We start from the raw sequence: 24,573 nt of genomic DNA, 5'->3' as shown, positions 1-24,573 counted from the left end.
CAACCAGGGTCAAGCAGCTTTGCTTTTGGCCCTGGATTCAGGAGGCTTTATGTGTCACCTCGTCGTAGAATTGGTATACAAGCGTTTTGGCTGGTATGCCAAACGCATCAAGATCACCTTGGCCGATGTGGGTCCGCTGGATGTGCTGCTGATATGGCTACCCCAGCAAGAAGGTTTCCAGCTGATGGCCCTTTTCTCCACCCTGGATGCAGGCATTCAGGAAGTCCTTGCCGCCTGGAAAGCCCGTTGGAACCTGGAGCAGGTGCATCGCCTGCTCAAACAGAACCTCGGTTTATCCAGATGCCTCTCTCGTTCCTACGCTGCTCAACTCAAGCATGCTGACCTCACCATCGAGGCCCTGCACCTTATTCGACAACAAAAACATCTACATCCAGAACTTTCCTGGCGTGCGGCACAACACAAAGCTGCAAAAAACCTCAAATCCCAGCTATTGACCGAGCATTCTAGCCTTTCAGCCTAAGTTTATGCCCTTTTTTCACTACTTTTCACTACAGTTCAATCTCTTGAATTCAGAATGACATCATTTATCCATGGGTTCCCTGCAACTTGCTTTTCTTTCGATTCCCGGGAGATTTAGACCGCTGCGAATATCGAGAAAGGCGCAGTGTTGTCAGGAATCGATTCTGGAACCTGGGCTGTTTTTACGTTGGGTGGCGTTGGCTAGCTCTATCTCGAGCCAAAACCTTTCAAAATGACTCCTAATGTCTTCATTACAACCAACAAATCAAGCCAAAGCGAAAAATTCTTTACGTAATAAAGGTCATACGCTAGTTTTTCCATCGCCCCAGCTTCGTCATCAGTATAGCCATGAACCACCTGGGCCCACCCTGTGATTCCGGGTCGTACAAAGTGTCGAGCAGCATAAAGTGGGATGGTTTGAGTATAACTTGCTACAAAAGGCTCTTGCTCGGGCCGAGGCCCGATCAGACTCATGTCTCCTTTTAATACATTCCATAGCTGGGGTATCTCATCTAATCGATACTTCCGGATAACCCGACCCACACGGGTGATCCTATGGTCACTTTCCGCAGCAAACCGTGGCCCTGACGCTTCAGAATCCACAAACATGCTGCGAAATTTGTACATCTCAAATATTTCGCCATAGAGTCCAACTCGTCGCTGCTTAAATATTAGGGGGCCCTTTGAGTCTAGGCGAACTGCTACGGCAACGAAAAAAGCAACGGTTAGCCAGAGGGGGGCCGAAATCAGTACAAAAGCAGTCTCCCAAAGTCGTTTTAAGCCTATATAGTCTTTGGGCCGCAGTAAACTGTCTGCATTGTCTGGAATCTGTTGTAAATCAACCTTACCAGTAACAGTCTCAACAAAATTATTCAGGTCTACGATTTCGGCACCTCGTGCAGTCAGCCGACTTAGCAAATCTGAAGGCAAGTGGCCAGATTCATGCCGCATGTCAGCTACGAATACATCACAAGAATCTACCTCATCCAGGCTTAGCACCTGCACGCTGCTGGCTTCAAGAGAGCGAATAACCTGCTCAACTTCTGTTGAAATAGCGCACACTCTAATGCGGCCCCTCATGCGAGGGAAGTTCAAAGTGAGATTCGCAACCGCGACTGCTGCAAAGAAGTTGATATAAAACGAGCGTGAAAAGCCCCATCCGGCAACGTAAAAGACTGCCGCTAATAGAATAAACGGAACTATTGTAGCTAGAACAATGCTCGAAAGCGCATTTGTATAAGGATGTCGACTACAACGGTTGGCCAGCCACATGGATGACCCGCCCGCAAACGCAAGCAACAGCATCAATCCCCCATAAGAGGGATAGGTGAAAGCTTCCCAGAGTCGGGCATGCCCTACGCTAGCTAAGCTGGCCACGCTCATGGAGATGAGCAGAACCAGGAAGATCCAAAAAGAAAACCGTTTATGCATGGGGCTACTCAACTTATGGCCTCTCATACGCATGATTGCTCGAGTCTACCCGGAAAGGTAACATACTCAAACCAAACAAGAGGATATAATAAGGGGGAAAGAAGGCGAAATAATCAAAAAATGAAACAAAGTAAAGAGCAAAAAATGTGGCCCACGCGGTTCGCCACTTAACCCTGTGAAGTCTTCTTTCTACTCTTGAAAATGCCAGCCCTAAAATGGCCAGACCCACCAGCCCGCTTGCTCCGTATACCTGTAGCCACAGACTATGAGCGTGCTCCATGGGTATTGCAGGGTTGGTCTGGTGAAGCATTGAGAGGAAGGCTTGAAAATCCTGTCGTCCAAGTAGGCTGAAGCCAATTTGTGAGATCAGCTCAACATAGAGATAGACCCTTGATTCTTCATATAGCTCAGCAAATGGATTAAGAATTCGGGGTAACCCTGACCCACCCTCCGGCAAAAACCCGAATCCAATTGCCAGGACCGCAATTATTCCAAAGGGCAAGAGATAACCCATCAACCTAGCCCAGGGTTTTGTGCCCAGCAAAAGCATCAATCCGAATATCAACAGGCCTCCTAAACAAGCCCGGCTACCCGTCATCACAATGATTATGACAAAAGGCCATGCGAACATCGCGCTCCTCAGCGCCGGTTGGCCTGGTATCAGGATTACCAAAAGAAATCCAACCAGCGCGGTCAGGCCCATAGCATTAGGGTTGAAGGTTAGGCCTGCTGTTCTCCCGCTCTCTTTTACGGCTGCACCGACAGGAAATCTGCTCAAATAGACGATTCTCAAGTCGGTTACCTCGAGCACCGCCGAGTTTTCTACACTCCAACGGTCCCACCCCCCGAGCCAAAGAAACATCCTGGCTCGAGTTTGCAGGCTTTGCGTTAAATCGCATGCACTCCACTCTGCTCCGACAGAACAAAGAATATCTGGCTGATTCGGACTGCCTTCGCGAACCAGTGAAAGTGGTATTTCGAGCGTTCTACCCGAGGGATCCTTGTGGCGCAGTTTTATAGAAATGCGCAGATTACCGGGGCCAATGTAACCTAAGTCGCGGCTGATTATCGCATTTTTGCTCAGGGCGACGAAAGTGTCCCTACCTAACATGCGTACCTCGTTTGGGTACACATTCCACGATTTGAACCAGTAGATCTGATCCCAAAAGTTGACCAGAGCAAATGCCATAAATAGCAACCCACCTACGAACAACCCTATTTGCAGATGAAAGGCGTCGCCAGAGTTCGCGCTTAGTGTAATGAGCCACAAGGCAAGAGCCACCAGCAACAGGTAAACAAACTCTGCCCAAGCAAAAACAGGGTTCGTAAACAGGTTTTCTATCAGACGGAAACTGGCCATTGCCAAAGGAAGTACAAACGGCTCAAGTGTTAGCCTTGCGAATACAGATCCCTTGAGTGCTAGGAGTCCTCTAGCAACTACAAAAAGTGACCACAAATGGGGAAAAAATACGCCCACTGCTGCTCCGAGTGCGACCAGTCCTCTCATGACAGAGCTCAAGACCTCTCAAGACCTCTTAAGTATCAAAGGAATGAACAGCAACACAAGCAACAGAGTGTAAAATTGGGCGATTCCCGCAATTCCAACAGCTAATAAGATGAAAGGTAGCAAGTACAACCCCATATTCGCTACCTCAGAACCCTTCTGCTCACTCTGCAAAAAAGCAAGCAGGTCGGCTGCAAGCACCAAACTAGCAGCTAAAAGCCACAGCAACCATTCATTGGGGGAGTGGTAGTAAATGAAGGCTGCGCCTATGCTTGCAAGAAGCATTGGCACCAAATATTCTCCCACCCTCAAACCTTTCGACAAATTTAAGCGTAAAATGTAAGGTACTAAAAAGGAAAAGCCCGACCGAATGAACCGCTCCGAGGCTGCGTAGGCAGGCAGGGCTGATGCTGGCACTGATGATAATAAAACCATAAGGAGGCTCGAGGTCGAGAAATTCCGCACTAAACTGAGTAAACCAATGCTCAACAGCTGCGCAATCTGACGGGCAAAGTCAAATCCCTCTTTTTTGGGAAAACACTGCCTGTAGTAAAAGAATGTGAATAGGCCGGGTAAAAGCAGGCTAGCGGCGTAACTCATCAGCACATAATCCTGTAAGCCGAAAAGAACTGTTAGTAGAACAATCAGGCGAAGAAGTAGTGCAAATGCGGTGAAAACGGTGTAGCTATGCATGCTTAGCATCCAGTGCGGTGTAATAGCATTGCCAAAAAAGCAGATCAGCAGAATAAAAAACATCGAAGGCTCAGTGGCTTTGAGCAAATACACCACAATTAAAGCCATAAAAAAGCTGAATACGAGTTTTGCTACACCGATCCCATCATATAGCGCACGACCAAAAACCTCTACCGCCTCGGCAATGCGCTGCTGATTAAAATAGAAAATCACCACAGGCACCGCCAGATACACCTCGATCAGGTAGATTTTCTGAACCAGCTCAACACCCTTCTCTAAATGGCCCTTGCCTAGAAGAAAGTATAGCAGGGGGCTAAAAAGAAAGTTGCTAAGCTGAAATAGCAGAATGTCAAGATTGGCGCGGTTCAAAGCCCTTGGTTTTCTCACCTATGGCCTCTCTAATCAGGGCGTCATAGCGCAGAGCTATTTGACGATTCCATGTTGGATCAAACGGCTTTTTGGGCTCCCTCAATGCGTTTACTGCCTTGAGAATGGCGTCACAAACCGCGTCTGCATCGAATACATTTCTGACATAAGTTACTTGTGGATAGTCAAGAATCCAGTCAATCTGGCCACCAGTGGTAGGGCAAATAATATGACAGCCCGCGTGAATGGCTTCCAGAAAGGTAATGCCGAAGTTTTCACCTTCTGCAAGAGATACAAATATGTCGCTGTTACGCATCATATTTTTTGCCAAGTCGTTTGAAACTGCCCCAGCAAAACTAATATTTGGATGACGGCCAATTTGCTGCAGGAAGTTCATCTGCGGTCCGGAGCCTACAATTTCGAGGTGTAGGCTTGGCACTCTGTCCACTGCTAACAAAAAGCCCCGTATAAGTTGTTCAACCCGTTTGACCGCAACGAGACGCCCGACGTAAAGGATTCGGACTTGGTGATTTACCGTGTCTTTCTCAGCATAAGGGTTGACCGAAGGCAGATAGGGGTTGCCAATTATGCTATGACTGCGAATGCCGAAAAAAGATATGTTTGCCAGGTAGGTGAGTTGGCTGATAGACGTAACCCGCGACGCCCAGCGAGAAAAAAGCTTGGTTGCTAGGGCAACCTTTGTAAAGTCAAGTATACCCGCATCGTCTAATCGAGGAAAACCATGCAGCACAAAAATGGAATTCCGCGCAACAAGGTTGAAAATGCCAAACCCCAAGGAGGAAATGAGTATCACGTTTGGTTGGCGTAGATCCTTCAAAGTGGCTCGATTTAGCATTTCACCAAACGACTCAACCACAATACACTCGTAACCAAGCTCGGACAGCGCGGCGCTAAGAGCCAGCGCAAAGGTTTTCACACCGCCTGTTTTTTTGTTAGCTGTTATGTACACCCTGACCCCGTGCATGTGCCCTCTTCCTAGAAGCAGCTGTAGCCGATAGAACGATTTTCATCACCAACCAGATCAGCAGATAAAAGAGCAAATATAATGGCAGCTTTTCAAGAAAATAGCCCACGTTGCTGCGGGGCAAAAACAAAAAGCTGGTTAGAATGCTGAGCCAAATGTAGCGGAACAGTATGGAAGTAACCCCTCGGTACTCAATGTAAGCAGCTACTGACCCAACCAGGATACCGCCTACGCCAACCCCAAGCCATCCAAAGTCGATGAAGAGTTCGTGCAGGTAGTTAGAGCCAGTACCAAAAAAAACATCCTGCCTGCCCTGGTTCTCGTGATGGCTGAGCACCCTATCCAGGGTGGCAACGGCTCCCTCCATGCCCCAGACATCAATACGGTAATTGTCGGGTAGGGGTACTGAAAACGGAATAGCCTTTAGCACAACTGAGGCAAACACGTATGACTGATCACGATTAATCTCGTAGCGTTCATACTTTTCCAGGATGGGAATAGAAGAGCCGTTCATAATAAGCGTTTCAAATCGTTGCGATGAAGCGATTACACTGGTGTCTCGAGTTAGGGCTGGGACAACGACAAATAGTCCGAGAAGTGCGAAGGCCAAAAGGGCTTTGCTACGCGATAGGCGGAAATTTAGCCGGCTAAAAAAGAGGGCGTACAATAGGGGTATGATGGCCAGAAAGATGAAAATGCGGCTGTAGACCAGTGATACAAGCAACCTGGGCAAAATAACCACTGCCGCCAACAGCCATACCCACTTCAATGGGATGTGTTTTAGGTTTACACTCAACGCTAAGGCAAAAAAGCAAAGCGCTGTGTAAAAAAGGAATTGCTCCATGGTGCTAATAGGCTCAGTGAGGCCGTATTCACCACCACGGCGCTCTAGGAAAAATCGAAGTGCAGTTGCAGCAGTCAGGGGAAATAAAGCCAGGCTTCCCCAAATGGCTACTTTGAAAATAGCCCTGGATCGTTCAAGAGAAAGATGGGCCGCCCGTCCGGCCTTTAATGCTCTGTTACGGGCAAGGCCGAGTGGTACGTAGCCAACTGCAAATGCAATCATACCTAAGATGGCCAATAGGTTTTGTCGAGTAAGATCGTAGCCGTAGAAGTTGGTCAGGGAGCCATACAGCAACGGTATGATTTGGAACAGGAGCATTGAGTACATAAACAGTGCAGGTGTGGAGAATATCCCAAAGTATCGAGTAAATACAATCAACAGAATCAAAGTTACCACTATCAAAAAAAACTCAATAAACATAACCATCATCCTTTTTTATGAAGACATTCGCATCACCAATCTACTTATATAACGTATTTTTGGATGAGTGAGTCCGCATAGCATTTGCAAAATATTCTGAATAGTGTTTTGCTGGAGAAACTCTTTTGACTTTTGTCATGTTCCTTAGAGCATAGTAAAAGAAGCCTAGTACAGAAGTAGGAACAGAATACCCAAAATCTTGGCGATATATTCGCCATTGCCATTGGATAGTTTTCTCTTTCTTTCCTGACACACTTGATGCTCTCACCCTATAAAAGGCCAGAGGAGTGGCACTGGATAATGCATAACCGGCTTTTTCAACTACCTTTACCCACATTAGATAATCTTCGTGAGGCTTATTTAGCTGAAAAAATTTACCCAGTTGTCTTTGATTGTACATTCCCGTTAGATTACCTATAGGATTGAAATATCTCAAGTTTTGCTGAGTAATGAGTTTCATAGAATTCACGAATCCAGTAACCATTCCCATTTCGTTTATCAGGAAATACGGTGAGAAAACAACATTTGCTCCTGATGAATTGGCGAGATCAAGTTGACTAGCAAGCTTGTTTGGAAGCCAGATGTCATCAGCGTCCAAGAAAGCTACCCAATCACCATCAGCCAGATCTATTGCGAGATTGCGAGACCAAGCGACGCCCTTATTCTGCTCATTGCATACCAGATTAACACGCTTATCGCGCTCGGCAAAAGCTTGTACAATCAACCTGGTTCGGTCTAAAGAAGCATCGTCTACTACGATAAGCTGCCAGTGTGCGTAGGTTTGCATGAGAACTGAGTTTATTGCCTCGGAAATGTACTTTTCGGAATTGAATGCTGGCATGACTATGGTAACTTGCGGTGGCGAGTTATTTGGACTTGAACTCATGCTTTTATATACTGCTTATTGAGTCTCATCCAGTCAACCAATGCAAGAGTTAGGAATGGGAGGCCTATGTGTACTCAGTTTGCCTGTCAATGTGAGGCCACTATTTAGTTGATGTTTATCCTGATGCAGGCTCCCTCTGTTAGAATGCCCCGGTGATGCCAAACGAAGCTCCGGTAACCGACGAGATCTCGCTACGCGATATCTACCTGGTGCTCAAGAAAAGGGCACGGTTAATACTGGGACTGACCTTCGGGCTTGCTCTGGCCACCCTGCTCTGGAGCCTGCTCTGGCCCAAGACCTACACCAGCCAGGTGGTGGTCAGCCTTTCGCTCTCCAACCAGTCCAGCCAGGGCCTGCTCAACAACCTGCCCTCGCTGGCCGGGCTGGCCCAGGGGTTTGTGGATTTGCAACAAACCAAGCTGCTGGCCAACCAGCTTGGCGTGGAAGACCCCACCCGCTTTTACAAGGCCCGCTTTGACGAAAAACGTGGGTTGCTGTTCCTGACCGCTCAGGGCCGTACGGCTGCCGAAGCCGGAGAACGGGCCGAGCGGATTTTGCAGGTCGCCCGCACTTACCTCGAGCGCAACCTGCTCGAGGGGGCCCAGGCCAACCTGCGCGCCGCCCAGACCCAGGCCCGACTCGACCTGCGGGCCGCCCAGGACGGACTCAAGGGCATCCAGGCCCAGCTGAAAATCGCCCCGGATCGGGCCCTATCCAACCCCACCATTGCGGCGGGCCTCGAGGCCCGTGGCAACGACCCCCAGACTGCGCGCGCGAGCAACCCGGCCTACACCAGCCTGAGCCTCGACGAGTCTCGCCTGCGCTCGCAGATTGCCCAGCTCGAGGCCCGCATCACCACCCTGACCGACTTCCTGCAACAACCCGATGCCATCGGTCAGCTGGTGAGCCAGGCTTTGCTGGTTCAGGTGCTGGTGCCCCCCGCCGAGCCGCTGCGCCCCAGCTTCCCCAGGCCCTTGCTGTTCACCGTAGTGGCCGGGGTTCTGGGCTTGCTCCTGGGCGTTATATGGGCGTTTGTGGCCGAGGCCATCAAGCCCCAGACGGTTCTCGAGCCCCACCGTTCGGAGCTGGAGGTAAGGTGAACCGGGCCAAAGACTGGCTGGAGCAGGCCCGGGCTAATTTGGGTCACGCTGAACGCAGCCTGGCCTTTGGAGACTACGCCTGGGCTTGCTTTGCAGCCCAGCAAGCAGCCGAAGCAGCTGTCAAAGCCCTGCATCTTCATCTGGGGCAGGTGGCCTGGGGCCACTCCCTACTGGATTTGCTGGGGGCTCTGCCAGCAGCGGCCAGTGTGCCAGCCTCATTGTTGGATGTGGCCCGGGTTCTGGATAAGTACTACATCCCAACCCGTTATCCAGATGCCCACCCCGCCGGTCCGGCGGCCAGGCACTATACTGCGGGGGAGGCTGAGGCTGCGGTGCGCCTGGCTAACGAGGTGGTGCATTTTTGTGCTGCGCGTATGGAAGGCTGAACCTGAACGCTGGCGTTCTGAACTCTCGGCCTGGGCCCGGAGCCTATCTCAGCGAAGCGAAGTGTTGGCGGTGGTGCTGTTTGGCTCCCTGGCCCAGGGGCGGGCTACTGCGATGAGCGACGCCGATATTTTGATTGTTCTGCGAGAGAGCGCACTGCCGTTTGCCGAGCGGATGGTTGTCTACAAGCCCCGGGGCCTGGGCATCGGGGTTGAGGTTTTTCCGTACACCCTGGAGGAAGCCCAGCGAAGCTGGTTGGAGGGTTGGGGAATGGTACGGCCCGCCTTGCAAGAAGGTGAGGTGCTTTTTGAGCGACCCGGTGCCCTGGCTCAGGTGAAAAGGCTCGAGAAAGATGCGGGTCTGAACCACTTGAAATTCAGGTGAACAGGCTCGAGATCGACGATGCGGGCTTGAGCCATTAGGTGAACAGGCTCGAGACCGACTCCCCCCGGTGAATCCGCCAGATGGCCTCGGCGAAGAGTGGGCCCACGCTCAGTTGCTTGATTTTCTGGCTGGGTCGGGCTCTGTAGGTGCAGGTGTTGGTGGCGGCTACCTCCACGATGGGGCCTTTCTCGATACGGTCAATGGCCGGCCCCACATACACGCCGTGGGTAAAGGCCGCATAAACGGCCTGGGCGCCGTTTTGCGTCAGCGATTCGGCGGCCTGGATCAGGGTGCCGGCGGTAGAGACCTCGTCGTCCACTATGAGGGCGGTTTTGCCCCGCACATCGCCCACCAACCCCCTCGAGGTCACCTCGGTATCGGAAAGGCGCTGCTTGTCAATGAAAGCGATGGGCAGGGCCAGCCGGCGGGCCAGGGAGCTGGCCCGTTTGATGTCGCCGGCATCGGGTGCGACCACCACGGCGTTTTCCAGCCTGTCCACCTGGGTGGCGAAGTAGTTGGCAATCACCGGCTCTGCCGACAGGTGGTCTACCGGAACCTTAAAAAAGCCGTGCACCTGCGCCGAGTGCAGCGTCATGGTCAGCACCCGGTCGGCTCCCGCCGCCTGAATCAGGTCGGCCACCAGTCGGGCCGCAATGGAGATGCGGGGCGCATCCTTTTTGTCGCTGCGGGCGTAGGCATAGTAGGGAATAACCGCCGTGACCCGTGCCGCACTGCTGCTCTTGGCGGCGTCAATCATCATCAATAGTTCCACCAGGTGGTCCTGCACCGGAGGGGTAAGCGACTGGATGATGAAGATGTCGCCTTCGCGCAGGCTCTGCTCGTACCGAACGAAAAGGCAGTCGTTGGCGAATCGCTCGGTGGTGCTTTTGCCCAGCGGCACCCCCAGGTTCTCGGCGATTTCAAGGGCCAGGGGCAGGTTGGACTGTCCGCTAAAAACCATCAGAGGTCGTTCCATAACCGCCTGAAAGCATACACCGCTGGAGCCGGGGGACTGTGACCGCTGCCAACCCTGGCTACTGGGCGGCGAAATTCATAACACTACGGCCTCGCCGAAGGGCACGACATTTACCCTGCTTGGATTACAGAGGGTTGGAGCAGGTAGTGAAGACCGAGATTTGACCACCTCCCGCGCCCTGTGCATCCTTGAAAGTTGGCTGTGCGCCTGGAGCTCGGATGTTCCCACCCGTTCCCGCACTGGGGCCATGCAGAAAAGCCCGACCGAGGAAGCCTCAGAGCGGTTCCATTTCGCTTTGCAGGCCCGTCGTGACCTCGGGGCCGGAGGGGTGCAGGAACACATTAATCTCGCTGCGAATGCCAAACGGGCCGGGGTACACCCCTGGCTCGATGGTAAAGGCCAGACCGGGAATCAGGGGGCGGGTGTCGTGGGTTTCGAGGTCGTCCAGATGGGTTCCATTGCCGTGGGTGGCGCCGAAGCCCAGGTGGTGGCCGGTGCGGTGCAGAATGGCGGCCCCCAGGCCGGCTTTTTCAATCACCCGACGGGCCGCGCGGTCGAGCTCGAAGCCCCTGGGGAGGCGTCCCTGGGCCAACGATTGGCGGCAAACCTCGAGGGCCGTGTCCCTGGCCGTTCGCACCACCTGCCAGGCCTGCTGCACTTCGTCCGAGACCTCCCAGCCGGCCATCCAGGTCACATCGGCGTAAGGGCCCTGGGGTTCCCTGCACCACAGGTCAATCAACATCACCTGACCGCGTTGCAAGCGGCTTTCCCCCACGCTGTGGTGGGGGTTGGCGGCGTTGGGGCCGTAGGCCACCATCGGGGGATGATCGAAGACCAGGCCCCTGGCTTCAAACACCTTGCAAATTTCGGCCTGTACCTCCCGCTCGCTGGGGGGGGTTTCCAGCCGGGCCCGCACAAAGCCCAAAGCGTGCTCCAGCGCGGCCTCGATACCGGCGGCGGCGCGTTTGTGGGAGGCCAGGTCGGCGGGGCTCCAGGTTTGGAACCGGAGCAGAATCTCGGCAGAGGAGACCACCTCGAGCCCCATCCCGCGCAGCAGCTCCAGGGTGCCGGCATCCACGCGCGAGAGGTAGGGAATGCCTCCGCCGGGGTGGTATTCCATGGCGACACGCCCCAGCGGGGCCACATGGGTTTGGAGGGCACCCACAAACTGCTCCCAACCGGCAAACACCACCTTCTGGCCGGGCAGGTCGGGAAAACTGGTTTTCTCGATGGCATGGACGATCAAAACCGGTTCCCCCCGGGCGGGGATCAGATAGGCAAAGCGGCGGCTGAGCATGCGCCCTTGGAGCCCCAGGGCCTCCAGGGCCAGCGGGTTGCTCCCCTGAAAACTGTAGAGCAGCCATCCAGGGAGGTTAGCTTCTTGCAGGGCTTGCTGGGCTTTGGAAATGTCCATGAATACATACTACGGTAGGGGGTTCCACACCCTTGCCTCAATGCTGGCTACCGAGCGCGCGGGGTTTTCCTTTTTCAATGAGGCACTTGGTGATGGGGAAGCCAGGGTCTTCAGGGTGAAAATTGCCTGGGCGACCGGGGCATAAGCCGGGGTGCATCTGCTTACGATTAAGTTGCACCTGCGTGTTAGTCTTGAGGTTGGAGGGTACTGTGGTTCAGGAGCAAACAGCCATTTCCATCACGCCCCTGGCTGCCGAGCGGGCCAAGGAGATTTTGAATCGGTACAACAAGCCCGATGCCGCCATTCGGGTTTTCATCAAGTCCGGTGGTTGCAGCGGCTACCAGTACGGGATGGCCGTGGATGAGCGCGAGCTCGAGGGCGATACCACCGTCGAGATGCACGGGGTGCGGCTGGTGGTCGATCGGATGTCGCTGCCGCTGCTGCTTGGCTCCGAGGTAGACTGGGTGGAGAATCTCATGGGGGGTGGTTTTAGCGTTAATAATCCGCAAGCCACCTCTTCGTGCGGCTGCGGCCATTCCTTCCGCACCGATGGCGCCAAGGCCCCCGAGGGGCAGGGTGGAGGCTGCTGCAGCAGCTAGCTGCGAATTTTTCCGTCTGCTACCATCCGGGGTGTGCTCGACGCCGAGGCCTGCGTGTCGGCTAGAAACCAGGCGTGGCGCTGGGCTCGAGCGTGGTCGCATAGAACGGGCCTTGAAGGGAAGATTCCGAACCGAAAGCTGGACTCCTCGCATTTAATCTGAGCCATCGGCGACCGAAATGGCCGTATCCATCCACCAAACGGTGGATGGTTTTTTATTGCAAGCGTATAAAGCCCATCCTGCAAGCAGGAATCCCCGCGGCTCGCTTTGTTCTGGTTTCTGGGCGCTGGTTTGACGGCTATGCAAGGGTGGCTATAATGGGGACGGCAAAATGCCACAAAAAATGGATTTTGCGTACAAGCGAAATCCGAAAAGGAGGCTGAATGAAACGTGTAAGCAAGTTTTTTGCACTCGGTCTAACTTTAGCGGCCGGTGTAGCCCTGGCCGGCCCGGCAGACAATAGTCTGATCATCGGGGCCTCGCAGGAGCCGAGGGTTCTGGGGGGCGACTTCCTGAACGTGATTTCGAACCAGTCCATCAAGGTCGAGATCGAGAACTACCTGTTTGCGCCCCTGATTGTGCAGAACCTGCGGGCGGAAAACGAGGCGGTGCTGGCGACCGAGGTTCCGACCCTGGCCAACCGGCGCCTGCGGGTCACCGATATCGGCGGCGGCAAGCGTCGCCTGGAGATTGACATCACCCTCAAGCCCAACCTGCGCTGGTCGGACGGCGACCCCCTGGACACCGACGACTTCGCCTTCTACTTCGAAGTGGGCAAGGCCAAGGGGATGGCCGTCAACAACCCGGATTACTGGGAGCGGGTCAACCTTCGGGTGCGGGACAAGCAAAACATGACCGTCATCTTCGAACCGGCCTACTACTACGACACCTACGGCTCGCCCATTGGCTATGCCCCGGTGCACAAAATGGGCCCTGAGTGGGAAAAGGTCAAAGCGGCAGCCGCCTCGCTCAACCCCGACCGCGATGCCCAGCGCCTGAATGAGCTCTACCGCAACTTCTTCCAGCAGTTCAGCTCCAACCAGGCCATCAACGCGGGGCGCATGGTGTTCAGTGGGCCTTTCCGGGCCTCCCGCTGGGTTTCCAACAGCTCCATCGAGCTCGTGCGCAACCCCAACTTCACCGCCATCACCCCGCAGGGTGGAGCCGACAAGTACGTGCAGCGGGTGGTTTACCGCATTATCCAGAACACCAACTCGCTCCTGGTGGCCATCCTGGGCGGGGGGATTGATGCGACCTCCACGGTGGGCATCTCCGCCGACCAGGCCCGCAGCAAGCAGCTGACCAGCCGGGCCGCAGGCCGCTTCGACATCTGGGCGGTGCCGGGCGCCATCTGGGAGCACATCGACATCAACAAGTTCACCAACGTCCAGCGCGTGCGTGACCTGACCCTCGACGACAAGCGCACCCGCCAGGCCCTGCTGCACGCCATCAACCGCGACGCCTGGGTGCAGGCCTTCTTCGATGGCACCGAGCCGGTGTCCCATACCTGGGTTGCGCCTTCCAACCCGCTTTTCAACCCCAACGTGAAGAAGTATGAGTACAACCCGGCCCGCGCCCGCGAACTGCTGGCTCAGGTAGGCTGGCGGCCCGGCCCCGACGGCATCCTGCAACGCACGGTGGATGGCCGCACGGTGCGCTTTGAGCTCGACTGGGTGACCACGGCGGGCAACGCCATCCGCGAGCGCACCCAGCAGCTTTTCATTGAGCAGTGGCGCCAGGTGGGCATTGCCGTTAAGACGGCCAATGCGCCCAGTGCGGTGGTGTTTGCCGATGACTTCATCCAGCGGGCAGAGGAAGGCAAGTGGCTCTTCTTCATGTTTGCCTGGGTAAGCAGCCTGGCCGAAGACGGCAACCTCTTCCAGTTCAAGAACCTCAACACCGGGGCGCAGCTGGTGCCCAGCAAGGACAACAACTACGCCGGACAGAACATCGGCAACTGGCGCAACGACGAGTTTGACCGTCTGACCAGCCAGGGCGTGCTCGAGTTCGATGAGGCCCGGCGCAAGCAGCTTTTTGCCCGTGCGCAGGAGATCTGGGCCGAGGAACTGCCGGCGCTGCCCTTGCGCTTCCGCTCCAACTTCCTGGTCGTTCGCAACGGCCTGGTCAACTACGTGAGCGCGACCTACTCGGGTGGCAACGGCTATCCGGGCTGGAACTCCTGGGAAATTGGCTGGGCCAGCCGGGGTGCTGTAAAGCGGCTCGACTTTGCCCAAACCAACGCCATCCAGATCAAGTAGGGCCTCTATTGATCGGGCAGAACCAGGGGCTTGCCCCTGGTTCTGCTTTTGACCTCGCCGGACAGTAAATCCTTGCTTGAACACCCTACAAACGGTGTGTGAAGCAAGGCAGGGAGTAGGGTCAGGGCGCATGAGGCAGGTGCTGGAGACCCACTCCCGCTCTCATCCCGTGTTTCCTTGGAGGTTGCTCGCACGCCGAAAGTTGGCATCCCACTTTGCTAACGGTAAGAGCGGTGAGGTTGGGGGCAAGGCGTAGGGGGCGGGAGTTCGAGATTCCGACCTGCCTTCCGCCCGCTCACACCTGGCGTGTCCAGAGATGTTGCTTGTAGGTCAGTCACTGGAGTGCGAAAGTGAATAATCTGCCGCATATATAAATAAAACTTCGCTGTCAAGTGGGTACACAAATGGCCGCATGGACAATAGAATCAAGCCCAGCCAAAGACTGGCTACGTAAGGAGGAGCGATGAAACGAAAGCTCATGGCGCTCACTATTCTGAGCGGATTGGCCCTGGCCGGCCCGCAGGACAACAGCCTGATCATTGGGGCGGCCCAGGAGCCGCGGGTGCTGGCTGGGGATGTGGTCAACGCCATCTCCAACCAATCCATCAAGTTTGAGATTGAAAACTTCCTGTTTGCCCCCATTGTGCAGACCACCCGCGACCTGGACGTGATTCCGGTGGTGGTGACCGAGGTGCCTACGGCGCAAAACGGTCGTCTGCGCTTCACGAACGTGCGTCCGGGCATACGCCGCCTCGAGCTCGACTACACCATCCGTCCGGATGCAGTCTGGTCCGATGGAAGGCCCATCAGCACCGAGGATGTGGCCCTGTATTTCGAGATGGGCAAGACCAAGGGCGTGCCCTCGACCAGCGTAGACTTCTTTGACCGGGCCACCCTGCGGGTGCGCGATGCCCGCAACTTCACGGTCAGCCTGGAACCGGCCTACTTCTACGACCTGGACATCAACCAGGTCTATTATGCGCCCAACCACATCATGCGGGCCGAGTGGGACAAGGCCAAAGCAGCCGCGGCCCAGGCCACCGACACGGCCCGCCAGGCCGAGATTTTCCGCAACTTCTTCGCCCAGTTTTCGAACCCCCAGTTCCTGAACAGCGGGCGGATGGTCTATTCCGGGCCCTTTACCCTGACCCGCTGGGTGCCGGGCAGCACCATCGAGATGCAGCGCAACCCGCGCTTCTGGATCAAGCCCCCCGGCGGCGAGGACAAGTACGTGCAGCGGGTGGTCTACCGCATCATCCAGAACACCAACTCGCTCCTGGTGGCCATTCTGGGAGGGGGTATTGATGCGGCCTCAAGCGTCTCCATCTCCTTTGACCAGGGCCGCAGTAAACAACTGACCAGCCGTGCGCCGGGCCGCTTTGAGATCTGGTCGGTGCCCACCCCCTTCTTCGAACACCTGGAAATCAACCAGTTCACCAACGTTCAGCGGGTCAAGGATCTCCAGCTCGACAACGCCAAGACCCGCCAGGCCCTGATTCTGGCCATGAACCGCGAAGGCATCACCAAAGCCTTCTTCGATGGGCTGTACACGGTCTCGCATACCTGGGTGGCGCCGCAGAACCCCATGTTCAACCCCAACGTGACCAAGTACCCCTACAACCCCGAGCGGGCCCGTCAGCTGCTGGCGGAACTCGGCTGGCGTCCCGGCCCGGATGGCATCTTGCAGCGCACGGTGGATGGCCGCACGGTGCGCTTCGAGATCGAATGGGCCACCACTGCGGGCAACCAGGTGCGCGAGCGCATCCAGCAGTTTGTGGCAGAAAACTACCGTCAGGTGGGCATTGCCGTCCGCATCAACAACGCGCCCAGTGCGGTGCTTCTGGGGGCGCAGTACCGGGCCCGAGCCCAGGAAGGCACCTGGACGGGCTTCCTGCATTATGCCTTCAGCATGGGCCAGGCCGACGATGGGGTGCGCTCGGCCTGCCGGGACGACGAAGGCCGGTTGGTTTACGTGCCCACCCGCGACAACGGCTTCCGCGGGCTGAACTTTGGCGGCTGGTGCAACGAGGAGTATGACCGCCTGCGCAACCAGGCGGTGCTCGAGTTCGACGTCAACCGGCGCAAACAGCTTTTTGCCCGGATGCAGGAGATCTGGGCCAACGAAGTGGCCATGATTCCCCTTTACTTCCAGTCCGATGCACGGGTGTTCCGGGTCGGCTTGCTCAACTACACCTCTTCCACCTTCGCCAACTCGGCCTACCCCACCATCGAGCCCTGGCTGATTGGCTGGCAGTCCAGAGGGGCCCAGAAGGTCTACGACCAGGCCAAGTACGGTCAGCCCATCAAGTAACACCAACTTCAAGCGTGCAAGCAACTTTCAAGGAAACACAGGATGGGAGCAGGAGGTGGGTCTCCAGCACCTGCCTCCTAACCCCTGCTTCGATGCACTGCTTCAATCGCATGCAAAGTGTTCAAGCAAAGTTGGAACAGGCTTTTGGCCGATAGAGCACGCTGAGAGTGCGATAAAGCCCCCTCTGGAACGGAGGGGGCTTTTGCTGTGGGCAACGAACCATCCACCGTTCGGTGGATATTGGCCTAAGGGCCTCATAGATACAAAAAAGGTCATGGGGCGGTAATATGTGCCTGTGTTTGCCTATACGGTTCGCCGACTGCTGCAAATGATCCCGTTGTTGTTTGCAGCCTCTGTTGTGATCTTTACCCTGTTGGCCCTACAACCCGGAGACCCGCTCGACGAGTTGCGGCAGCAAAACCCCCGCATCACCGCCGAGCAGCTCGAGCAGTTGCGCCGCGCCTACGGCCTCGACCAGCCCGTGTACGTCCGCTACTTCAAATGGCTGGGCCGTGCCCTTCAGGGCGATTTTGGCCAGTCCCGCACGTATGCTTCTCCGGCGGGGCAGATTATTTTTGGCCAGCGCCTGCCCCGCACGCTGGTGCTGTCGGGGGCGGCCCTGACACTGGCCTTGCTGGTGGCCATCCCGGTGGGCATTTTCTCGGCGGTGCGACAGTACAGCCGGGCCGATTACATCATCACCTTTCTTTCGTTTGTGGGCTTTTCCATGCCCATCTTCTTTTTGGGGATCTTGCTGTTGTTTGTGTTTGCGGTGTGGTTGCCCGAGCAAATACCCTGGTTCCCCAAGTTTCCGGTGCAGAGCATCTCCGACTTTCAGTGGTCGCAGGTGACCAGTGGTGAAATCAGCTTTTTCCAGTTCATTGGGGACTGGGCTTTCAAGCTGGTCTTGCCGGTGCTGGCCCTCTCGACCATCCAGATGGCCTCCTGGACGCGCTATATGCGAGCCAGCCTGCTGGAGGTGCTCAACCAGGACTACGTTCGAACCGCCAGGGCCAAGGGGCTGGGTGAGCGCATCGTGCTCTACAAGCACGCCCTGCGCAATGCCCTGATTCCCATCGTGACCCTGGTGGGGCTGGCCATTCCGGGGGTGTTTGGCGGGGCCGTCATCACCGAGACCATTTTCTCGTATCCGGGCATGGGCCGGGCCATCTTCGACTCGCTGGTGGAAAAAGACTACAACGTGGCCATGGCCGCACTGGCTTTTTTGGCCCTGCTCACGGCCTTGTTTAACCTGTTGGCCGACCTCATGTATGCGGTGGTGGACCCCCGCATCCGCTATAGTTAGGGGGCTTTATGGCTGCTGTTGCATCTGCTCCTAAACAAAAATCCCAATCTACCTGGGCCCTGGCCTGGCGCCGCTTCAAGAAGCACAAGGCGGCCATGGTTTCCCTGGGTGTGGTCATTGCTTTGATCCTGATGGCGATCTTTGCCCCCTGGATTGCGCCGCACAGTCCGACCGCTCAACCAACCGGAGACAACCTGGCCGATTACTACTTCCAGGGGCCCTCGAGGGAATACCTGTTGGGCACCGATGAGCTGGGCCGCGATGTGCTTTCGCGCATCATCTACGGCGCTCGAATTTCCTTGCTGGTAGGCTTCGTGGCGGCCTTTGCGGCAGCCCTGCTGGGCACGACGCTGGGGGTCATCGCCGGCTATTTTTCGGGCAGGCCCCTGCGCTTTTATGCGGGCCCGTTGGCCAGGCTGGCAGGCGGCTGGAGCCCCTGGCCCTTTGCGGTCTGGCGCGTTTTGTCCTGGGTCTTGCTGTATTTTCTGCTGTTTATGGTGGCCGACCTGGCCTGGCTCTTGTCGGGGTCTAACGTGCAGGCCTTGTTCGGAGGAACCGTCACCCTCAACAACATCCTCTCTTTGGTGGGCCTGGCGCTGACCTGGGGCGTGGTGCTGTTTATCGCGGTGTGGGGGCTTTTTGGTCAGGGCAAGCTTGACCTGGATGTGGCTATCTCGCGCTTCATGGACTTTATGCTGACCATCCCGGAACTGCCCTTGCTGCTGGTGCTCTCGGCGCTCCTGCGCGACACCCAGGGGGCGGTGGGTCAGTGGGCCCAGGGGGTGTTTGGGGAGTCGGCCTCGGTTTTCATTATCATCACCATCATCGTGCTGTTTGGCTGGATCGGGACGGCTCGGCTGATCCGGGGGGCGGTGCTGAGCTTGCGCGAGCAGGAGTTCACCACCGCAGCCCAGGCCCTGGGGGCCGGAGAGGCCCGCATCATGTTCCGCCACCTGGTGCCCAACACCCTGGCCCCGCTGATTGTGAACGCCACCCTGGCCATCGGGGGGGCCATTCTGACCGAGGCGGCCCTGTCCTTCCTGGGATTTGGCATCCAGCCGCCGGTGGCGACCTGGGGCAACATGCTCACCAAGGCCCAGGAATACATCTTCACGGCCCCCTGGCTGGCCCTGGCACCGGGTTTCATGATCTTCCTGACGGTGTTGGCCTTTAACTACCTGGGCGACGGCCTGCGTGATGCGCTCGACCCGCGCAGTCGGCTCTAAAAGCTTCCAAGACGACTCCTGGGGTTTCCCCAGGATTTTTTCTATTTGGGCCCTCCGACTTATCGCGGTCTTCCTCGAACTCGAATGGCTCACAACATGTGAAGAGCGCTCCAGGCCGCCTGCATTTGTTGCGTGCAGATTTCAGCGCGGGTTCGGGGCGGGTGGGCTGTATTGTAGGGGAATGCGTGCGGTGGTATGGGCTGGCGTGCTGGTCACCTTGCAGTTTGCCTGGGCGCAATCGGAGGCTGAATTCAAGTTTGTATGGGATTGCAAGGCTCCGGCGGAAAAAGTGATTTGCTTGCAGCCTTCGGGGTTGGTTCAGTTTGGCCTCAGCCAGAACGGAGCGGCGCCCCTCGAGCCCTCACCGGCTCTGGGTGCCCGGCTGCAAGTGCAGACGCTCCAGGACGGACTGGAGTACTTTGCAGACCTGGGCCTCTGGTACGAAGGGGTGGTTCAGTTTGGGCTGCTGGAAGCCTATGGCCGGTCGAGCTGGGGGGCCTTTGGACTGAGCCTGGGCAAGCGCCGCGATTTGGGCGGCCCCTGGGACGATACCCTGATGGGGCGGGATGGTCGCTGGGGGGTGTTTGCCCGCTATCGGCCTGCTGGGGTGCCCTGGCTGGAGGTGGCCGGGGCTTACCTGCCCAACGCAGGGTTGGTAGGAGGGCAGGGGTTTGTGGGGGCTGGTGCCGGAGTCTTTCGGCTGGGAGCATTTGTGGAGGTTGTTCAGCGGCCCAATGGCTTGGGGGATCTCGAGCCCTCCTTGAGCCTTGTTCCAAGGCTGGGGTTGCAGGGCTCGGATGTTGAGCTTTTTTGGCAGCTGGATCGGGGTTTTTGGAGCCGTGCGGCTTTGCCCCTGCCTTTGGGGCAGGTTTTGGGTTGGGTGTTGCAGTGCCCCTGCGATGCCGAGACCGGGGCCTGGCTGGAGGACCTGAACCGAAGCCGGGTAGAGTTCTCCTTGTGGTGGAACCCCGAATGGGATTATCTGGGGGATAATAGCCCCTTTCTGTCCCAGGAGCGGTTTCAGGCCTGGTTGCAATTGCCGCGCAAGCTGTTCCTGGGCCTGGCCTATCTATGGGACGACCGGCTTCGACTGGCGGTGGATGTGTCCAGGGCTCCGGTGGAGGCCATGAGGTTTTACCTGCGGTATCAGTGGAGATAGGGTTGGTAGCCCGCCCGCACAAAATACAAACCCTGGGCCGGTGCGGTGGCCCCGGCTTCCTTGCGCGTGCCCTGCGCCAGAAGGTGCGCGATGGAGCTCGAGTCCCGCTTGCCCAGCCCGACCTCGACCAGTGTGCCCACCATGCTGCGCACCTGCCCCCGTAAAAAGCCCGAACCCACGAACTCGAGCCAGATTTCCCGCCCGCCCTCGGTGGGCCAGACCTCGAGGTGGGCCCGGTAAATTTCCCGCACGGTGGAGCGCTCTTCCTTGACGGCAAAAGCCCGGAAGTCGTGGGTGCCCACCAGCGTTTCCAGTGCATGGCGCAGGGGAATCAGGTTGAGCGAATGGGGAATCCACCAGACCCGGTGGCGATCCAGGGCCGGGGGCATTCGGCGCTGAAGAATGCGGTAGCGGTACTCGCGCCAGTGGCAGCTCTTGCGGGCGTGGAAGTCCGGGGGCACCTCCTCGGCCCGCAAGGCGCGGATATCCGGGGGCAGGAGGCTGTTCAGGGCGTAGGGGATTTTTTCGGTGGGAATGCGGTCGTTGGTGTCGTAGTGTACCGGCATGGCCAGCGCGTGCACCCCGGCGTCGGTGCGACCGCAGGGCCAGATTTTGGGCCTGGCGCCCGGAATCTTGCCCAGGGCGGCCTCAAGCGCCTGCTGAACTGTGCGCTCGCCTTGCGCCTGGGTTTGCAAGCCTGCAAACCGGGTGCCGTCGTACTCGAGGGTGAGCAGAATTCGCCGCAGCGCGGGGGTTTCCTGGGTTGCCGAGCCTTCCAAAGCAAGTGCTATTGTACCCAGAGATGCTCAAGCCACAAGCCGCTCGTATAGTCCAGAGGAGAAGCCCATGGCCGAAACCTCGGAATTAAGGGCCGGGCCAGCGGGGATGGAGCGCCGCTGGATTCCTGGTTGATTCGCCTGGTTCAAGGCAGAGTTTGGTCTGATGAGCCATAGACCGTAACCATTCACCTTCCCCGCCCCACCACCACCGCTTTGGCCCGCACCAGCACCCGCACCTTGTCGCCGGGGCGGAAGGGGCTTTCCGGGCTTTCCTGCACTGTTAACTCACGGTTGCCGAGCTGGATGCGGTAGGTCATATCGTGGCCCTTGAACTCGCGGCTCAGAACGGTGCCCTCGAGCTGCTTTCCCGTGAGGCCCAGGTGTCCGAGCGGGGCTGCCAGGGCCAGCCCCTCCGGGCGCAACGAGAGCAGCACCGCTCCCTGGGCCTCCTCCGCCAGCACCACACGCCCCAGGGGGGTGTCGGCCTCGAGGCCCCTGGCCTCGCCGGGTATCAGGTTGGTGCGTCCCAGGAACTGGGCCACGAAAGGGGTACGGGGCTGGTGGTAAACCTCTTCCGGGGTGCCAACCTGCTCGAGCTGCCCGGCCCGCATGACAGCCAGCCGGTCGGCAAAGGAGAGGGCTTCTTCTTGGTCGTGGGTGACCAGGATGGCCCCAATCCCCGACTGCTTCAAAAGCGAGCGCACCTCGTCGCGGGTGGTTTGGCGCAGGGCCGCATCCAGGCTGCTAAAAGGCTCGTCCAGCAGCACCAGCTTGGGGCCGGGGGCGATGGCCCGGGCCAGGGCCACCCGCTGCTGTTGCCCGCCCGAGAGCTCGCCGGGTTTGCGGTCTTTGAACACCGTCAGGCCCACCAGCCCCAGCACCTCCAGCACCCGCTCTTGCCGGGCCTGGCCGCGCAGGTGGCGCAGGCCAAAGGCCACGTTCTCGTACACGCTCAGATGGGGAAACAGGGCGTAGTCCTGGAATACGAAGCCAATGCCGCGCTCTTCGGGGGGGCGCCGGGTGATTTCCTGGTCCTCCAGCCAAATCTGGCCGCTATCGGCCTGCTCAAAGCCAGCAATCAGGCGCAGGGTGGTGGTTTTGCCGCAGCCGGAAGGCCCCAACAGGGCAAACACCTCGCTCGGCCCCACCTCGAAGCTCACCTCCTGCACCACCGGCGGCAGGCTGGGATGAAAGCGTTTGGTCAGGCCCCGTACCCGCAGGAGGGGAGAGGCCACCGTCAAATTCTGGGAGGGGCGCTGAGCGTTCTGGGTCTTCATCGTCGTTCCTGGGTCAGTAAGAGGCCCACCAGGCCAGCCGAGAATAGCACGATCAGGAGGGCATATGGGGCGGCCTCGGCAAACATGGCCTCGGAGGTGTAGCCCCAGATTCGGGTGGAAAGCGTGGAATATCCCACCGGGGCCAGCAGAAAGGTGAGGGGCAGTTCCTTGACCGCCGACAGGAACACCAGGGCCATGCTGGCCAGCACCCCGCGCCGGAGCAGGGGAAAGGTGGCCCTGAGAAAAGCCTGCAAGGGCTTGTAGCCCAGGCTGCGGGCAGCTTCCTCGAGCCGGGGTGGGGCCTGGTAGAGTGCGCTGCGGATAGGCCCGATGGCCTCGGCCAGAAAGTGCAGGGCGTAGGCCAGGATGAGCAGGGCCAGCGTCTGGTAGAGGAAGGGCGCCCCCCGCAGGCTGAAGAAAATCAGGGCCAGGGCAAAGGCCAGCGGGGGTGTGGCGTAGCCGATGTAGGCGGTGCGCTCGAGCAGCCGCGAGAGCCGGCTGGGGTAGCGCACCCCCAAATAGGCCAGCGGCAGGGCCAGACAGGCTGCCAGCAGCGCAGCCGGAGCGGCTGCCTGCGCCGAGTTGCGCAGCGCTTCCAGGATGCCCGCCAGACCGTTCGTATAGGTGCTGGGGTGCTGCACCGTCCAGTACACAATGGAGGTGAGGGGCACCACCAGCGCCCCTACGATGGGCACCGCCATCAGAACCAGCGCCGGAAGCCACCAGCCCCCCAGTTTGACCGGGTTTTGCCGCCGGGCACTGCCCAGCCCGACCCGGCTCAGGGAGAGGTTTTTGAGCAGGCGGGCCTCGAGCCAGAGCAGGCTGGCGGTCAGCAAAATTAGCATCAGGGAAAGCCAGGCCGCATAGACCCGGTCGAAGGAGGCCGAGTATTGCAGGTAGATGGCGTAGCTGAAGGTCTCGAAGCGCACCAGGCTGACCACCCCAAAGTCGCCCAGCACGTGCAGGCCAATCAGCAGCCAGCCGGCATAAAGCGCGGGCCTAAGCTGCGGCAACACCACCCGCCAGAACACCTCAAAGTTCCGGTAGCCCAGGCTCCGCGCCGACTCCTCGAGGCTCGAGTCCAGCCCCAGCAGGGCCGCCCTCAGGTTCAAAAAAAGGTAGGGATAGGTAAAAAGGGTCAAGACCCCCAAAGCCCCCAAGTAGCCGGTGGGCCTGGGCCAGGGAAAGCCCAGCAGGTCTTCCAGCCAGCCGCTCGCCCCCGTAGCGCCAAAGAACCCAAAGACCCCGACATACCCCGGCACCGCCAGCGGCAACACCAGCAGAACCGTCCAGAAGCGCTTGCCCCGCAGGTTCGTGCGACTGGTCAACCAGGCCAGCGGCAGGGCCAGAACCGTGGTCAGAGCAATCACCCCAACCAGCAGCGCCACGGTATTGCCCAGCAGCTGCAGGTTGCGTTCGCGCAGCACGATTTCCAGCAGTTGCTGAGGTTCGGCCTGGGCGGCCCGCAACACCAGATACAAAAGCGGTAACATCACCGCCAGACCGACCAGCAAGGCCACGGTCAGAAGGGGCTTGGGCAGGGGTTTGGTCAGGCCGGGAACCATGGCTGGGTGGGAAAGCCGAACCAATCGTTACTGGGTAGGCGGCGGTATGGCCACCATCTCATACCGCGCAGGGCAGCGAAAAAATGCCCCGGAGGAATAAGGCCGGGGGGAGGATTGTGAGGCGGAATGGCGCTCATCGAACCAGTGGCCAAAGCGAAGGGCAAAAATGAGGGGGTTCGGATCTGAAAAGCGCACGAACGTGCGACCCTTTGCATGAACAAAAGTA

20 protein-coding genes and 1 pseudogene are annotated in these 24,573 nt (G+C 57.8%); 10 read left to right on the top strand and 11 right to left on the bottom strand.

Annotation, left to right across the window (positions count from 1 at the left end; genetic code table 11):
* A pseudogene (locus NZN28_RS08780) lies at nucleotides 1-481 on the top strand (hypothetical protein); the annotation flags it as partial.
* A 206-nt stretch (nucleotides 482-687) separates the two neighbouring features.
* Here NZN28_RS08780 and NZN28_RS08775 read toward each other — a convergent pair.
* Genes NZN28_RS08775 through NZN28_RS08750 form a run of 6 tightly spaced genes read right to left on the bottom strand, consistent with a single transcriptional unit; the run spans nucleotide 688 to nucleotide 7,609 of the window.
* The gene (locus tag NZN28_RS08775; RefSeq protein WP_295397316.1) at nucleotides 688-1,911 is read right to left on the bottom strand and encodes an exopolysaccharide biosynthesis polyprenyl glycosylphosphotransferase; all 1,224 of its coding nucleotides are present in this window, start codon (nucleotides 1,909-1,911) and stop codon (nucleotides 688-690) included.
* Between the two features lie 13 nt (nucleotides 1,912-1,924).
* Entirely contained in the window at nucleotides 1,925-3,418 is a 1,494-nt protein-coding gene (locus NZN28_RS08770) for an O-antigen ligase family protein (protein WP_295397314.1), read from the bottom strand.
* Between the two features lie 18 nt (nucleotides 3,419-3,436).
* A complete protein-coding gene (locus NZN28_RS08765; RefSeq protein ID WP_295397312.1) occupies nucleotides 3,437-4,495 on the bottom strand; it encodes a hypothetical protein in 1,059 nt (352 codons plus the stop codon).
* Complete coding sequence (locus NZN28_RS08760) at nucleotides 4,458-5,411, bottom strand: glycosyltransferase family 4 protein (protein WP_295397310.1); 954 nt, start codon at nucleotides 5,409-5,411, stop codon at nucleotides 4,458-4,460. The genes NZN28_RS08765 and NZN28_RS08760 overlap by 38 nt, the downstream gene beginning before the upstream one ends.
* Before the next feature lie 16 nt (nucleotides 5,412-5,427).
* Entirely contained in the window at nucleotides 5,428-6,723 is a 1,296-nt protein-coding gene (wzy, locus tag NZN28_RS08755; RefSeq protein ID WP_295397308.1) for an O-antigen polysaccharide polymerase Wzy, read from the bottom strand.
* A 40-nt stretch (nucleotides 6,724-6,763) separates the two neighbouring features.
* A complete protein-coding gene (locus NZN28_RS08750; protein ID WP_295397306.1) occupies nucleotides 6,764-7,609 on the bottom strand; it encodes a glycosyltransferase family 2 protein in 846 nt (281 codons plus the stop codon).
* Between the two features lie 155 nt (nucleotides 7,610-7,764).
* On the opposite strand from NZN28_RS08750, the gene NZN28_RS08745 reads away from it, so the two are divergent.
* The 3 genes from NZN28_RS08745 to NZN28_RS08735 are packed head-to-tail and all read left to right on the top strand — an operon-like array spanning nucleotide 7,765 to nucleotide 9,477.
* Entirely contained in the window at nucleotides 7,765-8,709 is a 945-nt protein-coding gene (locus NZN28_RS08745) for a Wzz/FepE/Etk N-terminal domain-containing protein (RefSeq protein ID WP_295397304.1), read from the top strand.
* A complete protein-coding gene (locus NZN28_RS08740; protein WP_295397303.1) occupies nucleotides 8,706-9,095 on the top strand; it encodes a HEPN domain-containing protein in 390 nt (129 codons plus the stop codon). Before NZN28_RS08745 ends, NZN28_RS08740 begins: the two co-directional genes overlap by 4 nt.
* Nucleotides 9,073-9,477, top strand: coding sequence for a nucleotidyltransferase domain-containing protein (locus tag NZN28_RS08735; protein WP_295397301.1), 405 nt, complete (start codon nucleotides 9,073-9,075; stop codon nucleotides 9,475-9,477). The genes NZN28_RS08740 and NZN28_RS08735 overlap by 23 nt, the downstream gene beginning before the upstream one ends.
* 34 nt (nucleotides 9,478-9,511) lie before the next feature.
* Here the strand turns inward: NZN28_RS08735 and NZN28_RS08730 are convergent, their stop codons facing one another.
* Both NZN28_RS08730 and NZN28_RS08725 read right to left on the bottom strand, forming a co-directional pair.
* Nucleotides 9,512-10,453: a ribose-phosphate pyrophosphokinase gene (locus NZN28_RS08730; RefSeq protein WP_295397299.1), complete on the bottom strand. Its 942-nt coding sequence runs from the start codon at nucleotides 10,451-10,453 to the stop codon at nucleotides 9,512-9,514.
* Nucleotides 10,454-10,727: 274 nt separating this feature from the next.
* Nucleotides 10,728-11,867, bottom strand: a complete 1,140-nt coding sequence (locus NZN28_RS08725) for a Xaa-Pro peptidase family protein (RefSeq protein WP_295397297.1) — start codon at nucleotides 11,865-11,867, stop codon at nucleotides 10,728-10,730.
* A gap of 209 nt (nucleotides 11,868-12,076) precedes the next feature.
* Here NZN28_RS08725 and erpA point away from each other — a divergent pair, with 209 nt between their 5' ends.
* The 6 genes from erpA to NZN28_RS08695 all read left to right on the top strand — a co-directional run bounded on the left by erpA (nucleotide 12,077) and on the right by NZN28_RS08695 (nucleotide 20,726).
* Nucleotides 12,077-12,466, top strand: a complete 390-nt coding sequence (erpA, locus tag NZN28_RS08720; protein WP_295397295.1) for an iron-sulfur cluster insertion protein ErpA — start codon at nucleotides 12,077-12,079, stop codon at nucleotides 12,464-12,466.
* 383 nt (nucleotides 12,467-12,849) lie between these two features.
* Nucleotides 12,850-14,724 carry a peptide ABC transporter substrate-binding protein gene (locus tag NZN28_RS08715; protein ID WP_295397293.1) on the top strand — a complete coding sequence of 625 codons (1,875 nt, stop codon included), beginning with the start codon at nucleotides 12,850-12,852 and terminating at the stop codon, nucleotides 14,722-14,724.
* Between the two features lie 463 nt (nucleotides 14,725-15,187).
* Complete coding sequence (locus tag NZN28_RS08710; RefSeq protein ID WP_295397291.1) at nucleotides 15,188-17,035, top strand: peptide ABC transporter substrate-binding protein; 1,848 nt, start codon at nucleotides 15,188-15,190, stop codon at nucleotides 17,033-17,035.
* 295 nt (nucleotides 17,036-17,330) lie between these two features.
* Nucleotides 17,331-18,341 carry an ABC transporter permease gene (locus NZN28_RS08705; RefSeq protein ID WP_295397289.1) on the top strand — a complete coding sequence of 337 codons (1,011 nt, stop codon included), beginning with the start codon at nucleotides 17,331-17,333 and terminating at the stop codon, nucleotides 18,339-18,341.
* An 8-nt stretch (nucleotides 18,342-18,349) separates the two neighbouring features.
* On the top strand, nucleotides 18,350-19,567 hold the full coding sequence (locus NZN28_RS08700; RefSeq protein WP_295397287.1) for an ABC transporter permease: 1,218 nt from the start codon (nucleotides 18,350-18,352) through the stop codon (nucleotides 19,565-19,567).
* 181 nt (nucleotides 19,568-19,748) lie between these two features.
* Complete coding sequence (locus NZN28_RS08695) at nucleotides 19,749-20,726, top strand: hypothetical protein (protein ID WP_295397285.1); 978 nt, start codon at nucleotides 19,749-19,751, stop codon at nucleotides 20,724-20,726.
* On the opposite strand, the gene truA is transcribed toward NZN28_RS08695, so the two are convergent.
* The 3 genes from truA to NZN28_RS08680 form a co-directional block, all read right to left on the bottom strand.
* A complete protein-coding gene (truA, locus tag NZN28_RS08690) occupies nucleotides 20,714-21,472 on the bottom strand; it encodes a tRNA pseudouridine(38-40) synthase TruA (protein ID WP_295397318.1) in 759 nt (252 codons plus the stop codon). The genes NZN28_RS08695 and truA overlap by 13 nt on opposite strands.
* A gap of 218 nt (nucleotides 21,473-21,690) precedes the next feature.
* Nucleotides 21,691-22,782 (bottom strand): ABC transporter ATP-binding protein, encoded by a 1,092-nt coding sequence (locus tag NZN28_RS08685; RefSeq protein ID WP_295397283.1) that lies wholly within the window; start codon nucleotides 22,780-22,782, stop codon nucleotides 21,691-21,693.
* On the bottom strand, nucleotides 22,779-24,347 hold the full coding sequence (locus NZN28_RS08680; protein ID WP_295397281.1) for an iron ABC transporter permease: 1,569 nt from the start codon (nucleotides 24,345-24,347) through the stop codon (nucleotides 22,779-22,781). The genes NZN28_RS08685 and NZN28_RS08680 overlap by 4 nt, the downstream gene beginning before the upstream one ends.
* Nucleotides 24,348-24,573 lie beyond the last annotated feature (226 nt).

It is taken from the genome of Meiothermus sp. (genome assembly GCF_025056915.1).
Lineage (GTDB): Bacteria > Deinococcota > Deinococci > Deinococcales > Thermaceae > Meiothermus.
The sequence above is the reverse complement of the archived record's forward strand: the minus strand, read 5'-3'. Positions and strand labels throughout refer to the sequence as shown.